A 13546-nucleotide genomic window follows, 5' to 3' on the forward strand; every position below is an offset into this window, starting at 1 on the left:
GGTTTACATGTTGAAGTGAATAAAACGGGGCTACGCAGAGCCCCGTTCTTTTTTGCTGTCGAGAGGGCGTGCCGTCACCCGTGAGTGGTCGCAGCGGGTTCCAGTTTGCTCATGATGAGGGAGAGTAGCAGCTCCCGCAGCCAGCGGTGGCCCGGATCCTCGCTGTGACGCTGATGCCAGATGAGCAGATGGGAGATGCTGTCCAACCCGATGGGCAGCGGCAGCTGCAACAGCGGATAGACCTGGGTAGCGTGGCGAGCGTAGAGCCTGGAGAGGGTCACTATCATGTCGGAGTGCATCCCCATCCGCAGCGCCGCCTCGAAGGAGGGCACGGTTGCCTCGATACGTCGGTAGAGATCCTGCTCTGCCAGCTTGTGATCCAGCATCCAGCGGTCCCGCCCCTCGCAGTAAGTCTGCACATGGGGATAGCTGAGGTAGTGCTCCAGATTCCAGTTGGGCTCTCGCAGCGCGGGGTGGTGCTGCTGCACCAGACAGGTGAGATCATCGACCGCCAGCACCCGCTGGCAGATGCTGTCGGGCAGGGTATCGAGCCGATAATCGGAGCTGATGCAGTTCTCCCGCACCGCGAAGGCAATGTCCACCTGTCCCTGACTCATCTCGGTCAGACTGTTCTCGGTCCACTCCTCGTAACGCAAGCGGATCCTTGGTGCCTGCCGCTTCAGCTCGCTCAGGTAGAGCGGGGCAAACAGGGTGAAGGCGCTGTCCATGCTGGCGATGACGAACTCCCGCTCCGAGCTGGCGGGGTCGAACTCGGGCGGCTGGATCAGGTTGTCCAGCGACAACAGGATGGGTTGCAACTGTTGTTGCAGCGCAAGGGCTCGGCCGGTGGGTTCCAGCCCGTAGGCGGAGCGGATGAAGAGGGGATCATTGAAGGTATCGCGCAGACGGCCGAGGGCTTTACTGACCGCGGACTGGCTCAGATGAAGGCGGCGTGCCGCCTTGCTGCCGTTGCGCTCCTCCAGCAGTACTTGCAGGATAATCAGCAAATTGAGGTCGATGCGACCCAGTTGTTCCAGCAGCATGATATGAATCCTCTTCAATTCTAAGATGAATTTATACCATTTGTTTTCATATCTTGGCGATCTTATCCTCGAATGGTCTCAGGTTCGCATGAACCACTGGTACAGGATGTAGCGGTTGAGGGGACATGTAGCACAATCAATATGGCGACCTCAGGGTCGCCCTATTTTTTGGCTATGATTTATTTGCTCACTTGCACCTGCCTTGATTTTGCCCAACAATCCCTGCGCTCTATTTTGATACAAGTAACAGATATCTCTTTGTGAGGGAGTATCCCTATGGGACTCGGTGGAATTCATATCTGGCATATGTTGATCCTCTTGCTGGTTGTTGTGCTGGTCTTCGGCAGCAAGCGTCTTGCCAGTGCAGGTGAGGATCTGGGTACCGCCATCAAAGATTTTCGCAAGGCGATGCGTGACGACGCAAATCATCCGAAATAAGCAGTAGGAGTAGAAAATGTCTGTAGACGAGAAAGTTGAACTGAACGAAACCTGTGACAGCTGTGGCTGTTTTGCCGAGATCGGCACCATCATCGGCGAAGGTGACGATGTGATGGATCTGGTGATTGAAGCCGCTGCCGAGGCTGATGCCCGCGCCAAGCTGGCTGCCTATGAAGCACTGGCCAAACAGGTCACTGCCGAAGCTCAAGTGAGCAGCGAACTGACCCAGGGCGCCAACGGCGTGATCCTGAAAGCCCGCCTGCAATTCACCTGCACCGCCGAAAAACTGATTTTCGAAATGCGGGCCCGCTCTATCTGAGTTGTCTGATAACGCGGCAGGTTTGCCTGCCGTGTTGACCCTTCTGCTGTGGGTCGGCGTTCTATAGTTACTCTATCCCGCAGACGTTTTTGCCCGGCGCGAGTCGGCCAACAGAAGGCGCAAACATCATGACGCAGCGATGGATCTCTGCCCCCAATCCCACCCTCTATCGTGACCCGTGCTGCCAACAGGCAGCAGACGTGACCTCAGCACAGGGGCAGCCATCGTGATGCGACGCTGGATCTGGGCTCTGCTGGCCCTCTGCTGTTTTCCCCTGCTCGCGGCTGAACTCAAGCCACAGCGTCTGCCCCAGCCCGGGGATCTCGAAAGCATTCTGCAAAAGCGCGAACTCAGGGCGCTGGTGGTCTATGAGCGCGGCTTCTATTTTCTCGATCGCGGCGCCCAGTACGGCATTCTGGTCAATCAGCTGCAAGGGTTCGAGCGCTGGCTGAACAAGACCTATCTCGCCAAAGAGAAGGTCAAACTCAAGGTGGTCTACATCCCGGTGCGCCAAGACAAGCTGCTGGACTATCTGACCGAGGGGCGCGGCGATCTGGTGGCGGCGACCATGACGGTGACTCCGACCCGGCGTGAACAGGTGGCCTTCTCCCGGCCGCTCATTTCATCCATCGAGGAGTGGGTGGTGAGCCAGCAGAGCCTGCCCGCCTTCAGCCGCATTACCCAGCTCTCCGGCAGGCGGGTCTGGGTGCGCGCCAGCTCCAGCTACTACGAGAGTCTGCGCCAGCTCAACTGGCTGTTTCGCGAGCTGGGGCTGCCCCCCGTCTATATCGAAACGGTGCCCGAATATCTGCAGGATGGCGATCTGCTGGAGATGGTGGCCGCTGGCATTATTCCCCTGACGGTGACCGACAGCTACAAGGGGCGGATCTGGCTGGGTGGGATGATCTCCGGCCTCAAGGCCCACAAGTTGATCCCCCTGCGCAGCAACGGCACCAGCGCCTGGGCGCTGCGCAAGAACAGCCCCGAGCTGCTCAAGGCGGTCAATGGTTATCTGGCGAGTGTCAGCAGCAACAGCCTTTACAGCGACATGACTCTGCGCCGGTTGCTGGTTCGCAGCGATCAGATGAGCAATATCCTGGCGCCGGATCCTATGGGGCGACTCGCGACCATTCGCAAGGTGCTGGAGAAGTACGCCAATCAATACGATCTCGACTGGCTGATGCTGGCGGCGCTCGGCTACAAGGAGTCCGGCCTCAATCCCAAGGCGCGTTCGCCCAAGGGGGCCGTGGGCCTTATGCAACTGCTGCCCAGTACGGGGCGGGAAGTCGGCATCAACGGCGCCAGACTCACCACGCTGGAGGGAAATGTGGAGGCCGCCTGCCGCTACATGCGGTTGATCCTCGATACCTACTTCAATGATCCCAATCTGGATCGGCTCAACCGCCACCTGTTTGCCCTCGCCGCCTACAACGCCGGGCCAAACCGGGTGCAGGCGCTGCGAGGCAAGGCGGAGAAGCTGGGGCTCGATCCCAACGTCTGGTTCGGCAACGTGGATCAGCTGGTGGCCAACGAAGTCGGACAGGGGCCGATCAACTATGTCGGCACCATCTACAAGTACTACGTAGCCTATCGTTTCAGCCTGCCCCAGATCGAGGGCAAGGCTGCCGCTATCGAAGCGGCTCAGCCCTGAGCCGGTTGACCGGCAGGGTCGCCTGCACGGTCGGCAATTGCCAGCCACCGTCCCTGTGTTGCAAAAACCAGTGAGCAGGGCCGGTGGCCGGGATGAGATCTGGCTGGCTGAGCTGGCCCAGATAGCGCAACATCGGGGTATCATGCAGTTCCATCAGCAACTCCTTTTGAATATGTGAAGAGGCTCGCCAGCGTTATGACACCCGGCCATGACAGCAGGATGACACCATGATCCCCGGATCCTTTGCCCTGATCGATGATCCCCTGCTGGCGCTCAAGGTGCGCTGCCACTGGATCCGCCATGCCCGCGAGCGGATCCAGGCGCAGTACTACAGCTGGGAGGAGGACAGCAGCGGCAAGCTGCTGCTGAGCGAGCTGCTCCACGCCGCCCGGCGTGGCGTCAAGGTACAGCTGCTGGTGGATGATCTCTATGCCGGTGACAACCGCTTTCTGGAGATGGTGGCTCACTACCCGGGGATCGAGGTGCGGCTGTTCAACCCCTTCTGGCTGCGGGGCTGGCGCCCGCTGGCATTGTTTCTGGAGGGGATGCTCAGCTTTCGCCGCATCAACCACCGGATGCACAACAAGCTGCTGCTGGTGGATGGCAAGCTGGCGCTGATCGGCGGGCGCAACATAGGCGATCGCTACTTCGGTCTGGATCCGCAAGCCCCCTTCGTGGATCTCGATCTCGCCTGTCAGGGGGGACTGTGCCAGCAGATGGCGCAGGGGTTCGAGCAGTTCTGGCACAGCCGCTGGAGTCACCCCATCCGCCATCTGCTGCGCCGCGAGCTGCTGCCCGCCGAAATAGAGGTGGTCAACGACTTCCTGTTTACCATGACGGATCCGGCGGTGGCGACGGTCTACGATCTGCCTGCGGCGCTGTTTGACGAGCGCGATTTGCCGCTGCAATGGCATGAGGGGCGGGCCGAGGTGTGGTTCGACCGTCCCGGCAAGGGGCTGATCTCCCGCCCCACGACTGCCCGTCAGCTTTGGCGCCAGCTGGCTGACAATCCCGGCTCGCTGGGGTTGGTGACCCCTTACCTCATCCTTACTCGCGGGTTTCGGCACCGTCTGGCGCGGCTGCGCCAGCAGGGGGTCGCCATCGACATTCTCACCAACTCGCTGGCCAGCACCGATGTGCCACTGGTCTATGGCGCCTATCAGCGTTATCTCGGCTGGTTGCTGCGGCGCGGCATCCGTGTTGCCGAGTTTGACCACGGCCACGGCAGCCTGCACGCCAAGCTGATCCTGCTGGGGGAGGAGCGGGCGCTGTTCGGCAGCCTCAACCTCGATCCCCGCTCGCTGTTTCTCAATACCGAGCTGATGCTGCATCTGCACTGCCCGCCGATCTGCGAGGCGCTGCGAACGTGGCTGGCTCGCTGGCAGGAGCAGGCGGGTGGATTGCCGCGCAAACCCGAGGGGTGGTCAAGGCGACTGATAGCCCGCCTGAGCGACTGGTTGCCACTGCGGCGTTGGCTGTGAGACGGCCATTTTTTGTGCGAGATCTCGCAAAGCCTTGTAAGCCATTGCTGATACCCTTTGCGGGTGAATAACCACGCATGAATCTATCTTGCTGTTTTATAACAATTTAGTGGTGATGATAAGGCTGTTTTTTGTACTTTGATGTGAATGGAATTAGCATAAAAACGTTTTTTATTTTGTTTTTATGCGTAATATTTCAGTTGCAAGGACAAACACGGTGGCTTGTCTGCCGTGTGGACGAAGGTTGTAACGGGTAGCTGGCCGGTTGCATCGCTGCAATTGGCGCGCACTTCAGATGGGTCGCGAACTATCGGAAAGTGAAACAGAGACCCGGCGTGGCCGGACTCCAATATGGAACATGCTATTTGCGAGGGGGTGACATGGACATGTCACCCCACTTTTTTGGCCGCTCGCCACCGTTTACCTTTTTCCTTGAATGTTGCTCATCGCAAGAGCCGCAGAGGGCAAGGCAATAACAAGGCAATAAAAAGAGGGCCGCAATAGCGGCCCTCGGTCTCATCTGCCCGGTGGATTAACCGGTCTTGACGCTGCGGCGACGCTGCAGCCAGACGATCACCCCGAACAGCAGGAAGCCCGGGATCCACATCCACTCCTTGGTCCAGCGCTCGGTCGGCGCCTTGACGGTGAGGATCTCCTGATCGAACTCCAGCCCCATGGTGGCGGCCGGGCTGCCAAAGGCGACGTTGTCGATCAGCGTCTTGCCATCCTGCTCATAGAGGCTGAGCCCCAGATTGGCCAGCCGCTCTTCGCCATTTGCCCCATCCGGTACGGCGACCAGCAGGGTGAACTTGCGCGGTTTGCCCACGGCATCTTCACCGAGGATCCGCAGCCGCAGGGTGCTCTCCGCCTCCACTTCACCCATGGTTTGGGCCAGCTGGGCAGGCGGGGTCTCGCGATAGGGGTCGTGCACCATATCCATCCAGAAACCCGGGCGGAACAGGGTAAAGGCGACCAGCAGCAGCAGCACGCTCTCGTACCAGCGGCTCTTCACCAGGAACCAGCCCTGGGTGGCGGCGGCGAAGATCAGCATGGCGATGGTCGCCACAATGAAGATCAGCACCCCGTGGGCGAAGTCCACGTCGATCAGCAGCAGGTCCGTGTTGAAGATAAACAGGAACGGCAGCGCCGCGGTACGCAGGCTGTAGTAGAAGGCGGTGATCCCGGTCTTGATGGGATCGCCCTTGGAGACGGCGGCTGCCGCGAAGGAGGCCAGTCCCACCGGTGGCGTCACATCCGCCATGATGCCGAAATAGAACACGAACAGGTGCACCGCGATGAGCGGGACGATCAGCCCGTTCTGCTGCCCCAGCGTCACCACCACCGGCGCCAGCAGGCTGGAGACCACGATGTAGTTGGCGGTGGTGGGCAGCCCCATGCCGAGGATCAGGCTCAGCAGGGCGGTGAGCAGCAGCATCAGCAGCAGGTTACCCATGGAGAGGAACTCCACCAGATCCGCCAGCACCAGACCAACCCCGGTCTGGGAGACCGCACCCACGATAATCCCCGCGGTGGCGGTGGCAATGCCGATACCGATCATGTTGCGGGCACCTGCGACCAGCCCTTCCCGCAGATCCACCACGCCGTCAGCGACGGTGCCGTAGTCGTGCTTGCCGTCCTTGCGCAGCCAGTTGAGCAGCGGGCGCTGGGTCAACAGGATGATCACCAGCATCACGGTACCCCAGAAGGCCGACAGCCCCGGCGAGAGGCGTTCCACCATCAGGCACCATACCAGTACTACCACAGGCAGCAGGAAGTGCAGGCCGGAGAGCAGCACGGCGCGGGTGTTGGGCAGCTCGGTGAGCGGCTTGTCGGGATCTTCGGCAGGCAGCGGTTCATTGCTGGCGGCGATCTTCAACAGAGCCACATAGGTGACAGCCAGCAGTACCGAGATCCCCGGCAGAGCGTAGTCACCCAGTGCAGGTTTGAGCCAGCCGAGGCCATAGTAGACCGCCAGTGACAGGCCGCTGATGAGGGCTGCGCCAAAGGCAAAACCGGTCAGGCGGCGCAGCCAGGGTTTGGGTTGATGGTTGCCGATGGGCTGCATGCCCAGTTTCAGCGCCTCCAGATGGACGATGTAGAGCAGCGCTATGTAGGAGATGGTGGCAGGCAGGAAGGCGTGCTTGATGATCTCCACATAGGGGATGCCCACGTATTCGACCATCAGGAAAGCCGCAGCCCCCATCACAGGTGGCATGATCTGGCCGTTGACCGAGGAGGCTACTTCCACCGCCCCCGCTTTCTCTGAACTGAAGCCCACCTTCTTCATCATCGGGATGGTGAAAGTACCGGTGGTCACCACGTTGGCAATCGACGAGCCGGAAATCAGACCGGTCAGGCCGGAGGCGACCACTGCCGCCTTAGCGGGGCCGCCGCGTAGGTGACCGAGCAGGCTGAAGGCGAGTTGGATAAAGTAGTGACCGGCACCGGCACGCTCCAGCAGGGCGCCAAACAGCACGAACAGGAACACGAAGCTGGTGGAGACGCCAAGGGCAATGCCGAACACCCCTTCGGTGGTGATCCACTGGTGGTTGGCCAGCGCGGTGAAACCTACCCCGCGGTGTGCCAGCAGTCCCGGCATCCAGGGGCCTGCCAGGCTGTAAACCAGAAACACGATGGCGATGACCGCCAGTGCCGGCCCCAGGGCGCGGCGCGCCGCTTCCAGCAGCAGCGGAATGCCGATGCAGGCGGTCACCAGATCGGCGGTGGTGAGGGTGCCGGGACGCAGCGCGAGTGCTTCATACATCACGAACAGGTAAGAGGCGGCGCCAGCAGCGATCAGGCCGAGGGCGATATCACCGAGGGGTACCCGATCTCGCGGCGAGGAGCGAAATGCCGGGAACACCAGAAAAGCCAGCAACAGGGCAAAGGTGAGGTGAATGGAGCGGGTTTCGGTGTCATTGAGTACGCCAAACCCCACCATGAAGGGGAGTGGCGAGGCGATCCAGAGCTGGAACAGGGACCAGGCCAGCGCCAGAGCGGTGATGAGCCAGCCCATGATGCCCAGCGGCAGGCGAGCGCCCACATCTTGGGCGATCAGTTCCTCGGTAGAGAGTTGTTTATCTTGCATAGGGTTAACTTGTGCCAACGAGTACAACAAGAGCGACACCCGCCCCCGCAATCAGGCGGCAGACGGGTGTCGAAGAGAGTGACAAAGGCCCCGGGGCCTTCAATCAGAGCCAGCCGCGCTCTTTGTAGTAGCGGGCAGCCCCTTCATGCAGCGGTGCAGAGAGACCCACCTTGATCATGTCGGCCTCTTTCAGGTCGGCAAAGGCAGGGTGCAGGCGCTTGAAGCGATCTAGGTTGTCGAACACCGACTTGACCAGCTGATAGACCACTTCCGGATCGGTTTTGGCGCTGGTGGAGAGCACCGCTTTGCCACCGATGGAGGAGGTCGGCTTGTCGCTGCCCTTGTAGATGCCGCCCGGGATCTCGGCCTTGCTGTAGTAGCTCTTCTCGGCCAGCAGCTTGTCGATGTCGGCGCCGGTCACAGGTACCAGTACTGCATCTGTGGTGGTGGAGGCTTCCTGAATGGCGCCGTTCGGGTGACCCACGAAGTAGCTCATGGCGTCGATGTTGTTGTCACCGAGGGCGGAGGCCTGCTCGGCCGGTTTCAGCTCGGAGACCAGACCGAAGTCACCCTTCTTCCAGCCTTTGACCGCCATGATCTCTTCCATGGTGTCACGCTGGCCGGAGCCCGGGTTGCCGATGTTGACGCGCTTGCCTTTCAGGTCGTCGAAGCTGGCGATCTTGGCATCGCGGCGAGCCAGGATGGTGAACACCTCGCTCTGCAGGGAGAAGACGGCGCGCATATCGTCCATGGCCCCTTCGGCCTGGAACGGTGGCAGCCCTTTCATCGCCTTGAACTGGTGGTCGGATTGCATGATGCCGAAGTTGAATTCACCGCTGCGGATGCCGTTGACGTTGGCAACACCACCGCCACTGGCCGGGGCGTTGCACTTGATCTGGTGATCGGCGGCGCCGCGATTGAGGAAGCGGCAGATGGACTGGCCAGCGACATAGTAGACGCCGGTCTGACCGCCGGTGCCTATGGTCACGAAGCGCTCCTGCGCTTGTACCGGACCACCGAATGAAACACCGACCAGAGCCGCCGACAGGGCGCATGCCAAAGTTAATCCTTTCATTTTTTCTCCCTTTTCTTTGATTTTGTTTATCCGATTCCCGGATAAATTGATGGCAATCCCGTTCTGCGCCGGGCTTGCCCGCTCTTCTCGTTGCGCGAAAGCGGGGGAGTTGATCACCCCCTTTCCGGCAGTCACCCTCATCCTGTGGTGAGGCTACCGACCTCCTGTCGGTCGAAGATAAATTGGCCCCTGAGGGGCCAAATAAAAAGTTGCAAGCACTCCGATTAAGCACATTCACCCAACATAAATCAAACGAAATGGCAAAATAGCGGAGTTAAATCTTGAGAAACATGACCTCGATCATTCATTTTCTTGCCGAAGATTAATTTGATATGGAGGGAAATGGAAGAGGGAAAAACTACGAGAGGATTCTTATGCGGCCCTTGAATGACAAGGGCCGGAGTCATGAGAGATCAGTTGGCCGGGGTGGCCAGATCCAGGATAAAGGCGTATTCCAGCGCGATATCCTCGTAGGCTTTGAAGCGGCCCGACTTGCCGCCGTGGCCGGCGTCCATGTCGGTGTTCAGTAACAACTTGTTATCATCCGTCTTCAGTTCGCGCAGCTTGGCGACCCACTTGGCGGGCTCCCAATACTGCACTTGCGAGTCGTGCAGCCCGGTGGTGACCAGCAGGTTGGGATAGGCTTGCGCCTTCACCTGATCGTAGGGGCTGTAGCTCTTCATGTAGTCGTAGTAGCGCTTCTGGTTCGGGTTGCCCCACTCGTCATACTCCCCGGTGGTGAGGGGAATGGACTCGTCCAGCATGGTGGTGACCACATCGACGAACGGCACCTGCGCCACCACGCCGCGATAGAGTTCGGGCGCCTGATTGATGACGGCCCCCATCAGCAGACCACCGGCGCTGCCGCCCATGGCGTAGACCTGATCTTTGGCACCGTAGCCTTGTTCAACCAGCGCCTTGGTGACATCGATAAAGTCATTGAAGGTGTTCTGCTTTTTCAGCAGTTTGCCATCTTCGTACCAGTGACGGCCCAGCTCTTCGCCACCCCGGATATGGGCGATGGCGTAGACGAAGCCGCGATCGAGCAGGCTCAGGCGCGAGCTGCTGAAGTCGGGATCCATGCTGGCGCCGTAGGATCCATAGCCATAGACCAGCAGCGGATTCTTGGGCGCATCGGCCTGCTCTTTCTTGAACTTGTCCTTGCGATAGACCAGCGACACCGGCACCGATACACCGTCGCGGGCGGTCACCCAGAGCCGCTCGCTGGCGTACTGGTCGGCCTTGAAGCCTGCCACCGGCTGCTGCTTGAGCAGGGTGCGCTTGCCGCTCGCCATATCCAGCTCATAGGTGGAGGCGGGGGTGGTCATGGAGGAGTAGCCATAGCGCAGGGCGCTGGTATCCGGCTCTGGGTTGTAGGCGAGCCAGGTGACATAGGCGGGATCGTCGAAGGCGATCTCCTTCTCGTCACCGCTCTGCCAGTTGATCTGGCGCAGTCGGGTCAGCCCCTTGTTGCGCTCTTCCAGTACCAGCCAATCCTTGAACAGGGCGTAGCTCTCCAGCAGCACGTCCGGATTGGGGGCGATCACCGCCTTCCAGCGATCGACCGGGCTCTCTTTGGTCTCGTAGAGGCCGAAGTTCTTGCCGTCCTTGTTGGAACGCACATAGAAGCGGCCGCGGTAGTGATCCAGGCTGTATTCGTGATCCACCTGACGGGGCAGGAACAGGCGTGGGGCGTGCTCCGGCTGGTTGGCATCGATCAGCCGCGCTTCGCCTGTGGTGGTGCTGGAGAGGGCGATGACGATGAAATCTTCCGAGGTGGTGGCGTAGAGGCTGATGTAGAAGGAGTCATCTTTCTCTTCATAGACCAGCTTGTCTGTGGCCGGATCCGTCCCTAGCGTGTGGCGATAGACCTGATAGGGCAGCAGGGTCTGCGGGTGCTTGCGCACATAGAAGACGGTCTTGTTGTCGTTGGCCCACACCAGATTGCCGGAGGTATTTTCCAGTTTGTCGGTGGCCCACTGGCCGCTCTCCAGATCGAGGAACTGGATCTGGTACTGACGGCGGGAGAGGAAATCTTCCGCCACCGCCAGCCAGCGGTTGTTGCGGCTCACCTCAAGGGCGCCGAGGGCATAGAACTCGTGCCCTTCTGCCCGCTGGTTGCTGTCGAGCAACAGACTCGCCTGCTCTTCACCGAGCTTGGTGCGCGAGTAGATCCCGTACTCCTTGCCCGGCTCATAGCGGGTCTGGTAGCGGTAGCCGTTCTTCACATAGGGTACCGACTCATCCTGCTGGGGGATGCGGGCGACCATCTCTTTGTAAAGCTGTTCGCGCAGGGGTTGGGTCGGCTTGAGGATGGCCTCGGTATAGGCGTTCTCGGCCTTGAGATAGTCCAACACCTCGGGCTTCTGCCGCTCGTCGTCACGCAGCCAGTAGTAGTTGTCGATGCGGGTATCCCCGTGTTTTTTCAGGGTGCGGGGATGTTTGGCGGCCACGGGCGGCTGGATTGGATGTTCGCTTGTCAGCATGGCGGGCTCTTCATTGGCATAAGTGGGGGGGAGAACTGTCAGAAAGGCTAGCAGCAGAACTCCTCGGGAAAAGGTAAACATGTCGCATCCTTGGCGCTGGAAAGGGTTGGTAGACCTGAGCATCGGCTCCATGAATTGGCGTTAAATCTGCCCCTTGTTGCCGGTGGTTGCAAGCAATCCCTTGTTATTGCAGGAAATGTAATCAAAAAAAGCCGCTATCTCGCGATAGCGGCCCTCTTTCTGGCCATGAGCGGCAAGAGTCCGCTCAGGTGTGCCTCACATGATATGGGAGTGCCCTCTCATGACCAGTTTTCGTCAGCCTGGGTAGCTCGACCAGCGGTTGGTCGCGCCCTCGTTGCTGATACTCAGTACCTCATAGGGATGGCCCGGAATATCCATGCCCGGCGCACTCTGGGGCATGCCCGGAATAGTCAGGCCACGGATCGCCGGTTTTTCCCTGAGCAGCTTTTGTACATCGGCGGCCGGTACATGCCCCTCGATCACATAGCCATTTACGATACCGGTATGGCAAGAAGCCAGTTCCGGCGCGATACCGTATTGCTGCTTCACTGCGCCGAGCTGTTCGGTTTCGATGACCTCCAGTTCGAAGCCATTCTGCTCCATGTGCTCGTTCCAGCTTTGGCAGCAGCCACAATATTTGGATTTGTAGACGGTCATCTTCTCGGCCGCGAGAGCCGAAAAGCTGACGGTACCGGCCAGCATGGCCAGTAACAGGGGTTTGTACATCACTCACCTCAGATTGAAAGAAAAGATGCCCGATACGGGATGCGTTTCAGGTCCGGGTGCGTGGGGGACGTTCGAGCCGCTCGCACGGAGCGTCCGGCATAAAGAGAGAGGGAGAGGCGAAGTCGGGGGTATCCGGTTCCAGCACGGCGACCGTCAGGCTGTCGCTGCCTACCAGCGTCATCGAGAGGGCGGTGGTAAAGCTGCCGCAGGGCATTGCTTTTTCCAGGGTACGCTCGCTCTGGCTGCAGTGGGTGGTCAGGGTACAGAGGTCGGTTGCGGCCCGGCTGCCAAACGACATCAATACCAGCACCAGACTCCACAAGGGGAGCCAGCGACGGGCGTGAGCGAGTTGGCGACGGGTGAGAACCATGGAATGACTCGGAAAAAACAAGGGGCACATGGTAACCCTGTGCCCCGGGGGAGGGTCAAGCCCTCCCCATGGTGTCAGTCAGCCAGGATTAAGGTTGCTGACGGGTCGCCGCCAGCACGATCTCGCGCACACAGACGTTGGCAGGCTGATTCCAGGCGTAGAGCACGGCATCGGCGATCACTTCCGGCGCAATGACGCCACCCATCTGATCTTTCCAGTCGTGGTAACCGGCCTTGATGCTCTCGTCAGTGGTGTGGCTGAGCAGCTCGGTCTCGACCGCACCCGGGGCAATGGTCACCATCCGCACGCCGACATCGGCCACCTCTTCCCGGATGTTCTCGGTCAGGGCGTGCACGGCGAACTTGGTGGCGCAGTAGGCAGCATGGTTCGGGAAGGTCTTGCGACCGGCGATGGAGCTGATGTTGATGATGGTGCCGCTGCGGCGCTCCTTCATGCCTGCCAGCACTGCGTGGACGCCGTTCAGTACCCCCATCACGTTGATGTTGAGCATCTGTTGCCACTCGGCGGGATTCTGCACATCGGCCTGACCCAGCAGCATGACGCCGGCGTTGTTGACCATGCAGCCGACCGGGCCAAATTTGGCTTCTGCCTGCTGGACGGCGGCCTTCATGGCAGCGGTGTCGGTTACATCGACCCCGATGCAGAGGGTATCGGGCAGGTTCAGTGCCTGCATCGGCTCGACCCGGCGGGCCAGCAGCAGCAGCGGATGACCGGCGGCAGAGAAGGCACGGGCGATGGCGGCACCGATCCCGGCGGAGGCACCGGTGATCACGACGAGAGATTTGGACATGGGTCTTTCCTTCTGATTCAAGAGTCGGTTTGAGCAA

The 13546-nt window shown here is 60.2% G+C and carries 12 protein-coding genes; 4 read left to right on the top strand and 8 right to left on the bottom strand.

Annotation, left to right across the window (positions count from 1 at the left end; translation table 11 throughout):
- Positions 1–74: 74 nt before the first annotated feature.
- Positions 75–1043, bottom strand: a complete 969-nt coding sequence (locus I6L46_RS18605; protein WP_005357635.1) for a LysR family transcriptional regulator — start codon at positions 1041–1043, stop codon at positions 75–77.
- Between the two features lie 276 nt (positions 1044–1319).
- On the opposite strand from I6L46_RS18605, the gene tatA reads away from it, so the two are divergent.
- The 3 genes from tatA (at position 1320) to I6L46_RS18620 (ending at position 3451) form a co-directional block, all read left to right on the top strand.
- Positions 1320–1481, top strand: a complete 162-nt coding sequence (tatA, locus tag I6L46_RS18610) for a twin-arginine translocase TatA/TatE family subunit (RefSeq protein ID WP_005339944.1) — start codon at positions 1320–1322, stop codon at positions 1479–1481.
- Positions 1482–1497: 16 nt separating this feature from the next.
- On the top strand, positions 1498–1800 hold the full coding sequence (locus tag I6L46_RS18615) for a YfcZ/YiiS family protein (protein WP_005339945.1): 303 nt from the start codon (positions 1498–1500) through the stop codon (positions 1798–1800).
- A gap of 229 nt (positions 1801–2029) precedes the next feature.
- Positions 2030–3451 (top strand): lytic transglycosylase F, encoded by a 1422-nt coding sequence (locus I6L46_RS18620; RefSeq protein ID WP_216976664.1) that lies wholly within the window; start codon positions 2030–2032, stop codon positions 3449–3451.
- Here the strand turns inward: I6L46_RS18620 and I6L46_RS18625 are convergent.
- On the bottom strand, positions 3429–3605 hold the full coding sequence (locus tag I6L46_RS18625; protein ID WP_005339947.1) for a hypothetical protein: 177 nt from the start codon (positions 3603–3605) through the stop codon (positions 3429–3431). The two genes, I6L46_RS18620 and I6L46_RS18625, sit on opposite strands and share 23 nt — an antisense overlap.
- A 73-nt stretch (positions 3606–3678) precedes the next feature.
- Between I6L46_RS18625 and I6L46_RS18630 the strand changes: the two genes are divergently transcribed.
- On the top strand, positions 3679–4932 hold the full coding sequence (locus I6L46_RS18630; RefSeq protein ID WP_216976666.1) for a phosphatidylserine/phosphatidylglycerophosphate/cardiolipin synthase family protein: 1254 nt from the start codon (positions 3679–3681) through the stop codon (positions 4930–4932).
- A 532-nt stretch (positions 4933–5464) separates the two neighbouring features.
- On the opposite strand, the gene I6L46_RS18635 is transcribed toward I6L46_RS18630, so the two are convergent.
- The 6 genes from I6L46_RS18635 to I6L46_RS18660 all read right to left on the bottom strand — a co-directional run bounded on the left by I6L46_RS18635 (position 5465) and on the right by I6L46_RS18660 (position 13509).
- The gene (locus tag I6L46_RS18635) at positions 5465–8020 is read right to left on the bottom strand and encodes a TRAP transporter permease (protein WP_216976668.1); all 2556 of its coding nucleotides are present in this window, start codon (positions 8018–8020) and stop codon (positions 5465–5467) included.
- 103 nt (positions 8021–8123) lie between these two features.
- On the bottom strand, positions 8124–9095 hold the full coding sequence (locus I6L46_RS18640; protein WP_216976670.1) for a TAXI family TRAP transporter solute-binding subunit: 972 nt from the start codon (positions 9093–9095) through the stop codon (positions 8124–8126).
- A 413-nt stretch (positions 9096–9508) separates the two neighbouring features.
- Positions 9509–11662 carry a S9 family peptidase gene (locus I6L46_RS18645; RefSeq protein ID WP_216976672.1) on the bottom strand — a complete coding sequence of 718 codons (2154 nt, stop codon included), beginning with the start codon at positions 11660–11662 and terminating at the stop codon, positions 9509–9511.
- Positions 11663–11896: 234 nt separating this feature from the next.
- Entirely contained in the window at positions 11897–12328 is a 432-nt protein-coding gene (locus tag I6L46_RS18650) for a DUF411 domain-containing protein (protein WP_005339953.1), read from the bottom strand.
- A 46-nt stretch (positions 12329–12374) separates the two neighbouring features.
- Positions 12375–12698, bottom strand: a complete 324-nt coding sequence (locus tag I6L46_RS18655; protein WP_204420131.1) for a hypothetical protein — start codon at positions 12696–12698, stop codon at positions 12375–12377.
- A gap of 88 nt (positions 12699–12786) precedes the next feature.
- Complete coding sequence (locus tag I6L46_RS18660; protein WP_064337502.1) at positions 12787–13509, bottom strand: SDR family oxidoreductase; 723 nt, start codon at positions 13507–13509, stop codon at positions 12787–12789.
- Between the last annotated feature and the right edge of the window lie 37 nt (positions 13510–13546).

The sequence above is a fragment of the Aeromonas sp. FDAARGOS 1416 genome (assembly GCF_019048085.1).
Lineage (GTDB): Bacteria > Pseudomonadota > Gammaproteobacteria > Enterobacterales > Aeromonadaceae > Aeromonas > Aeromonas veronii.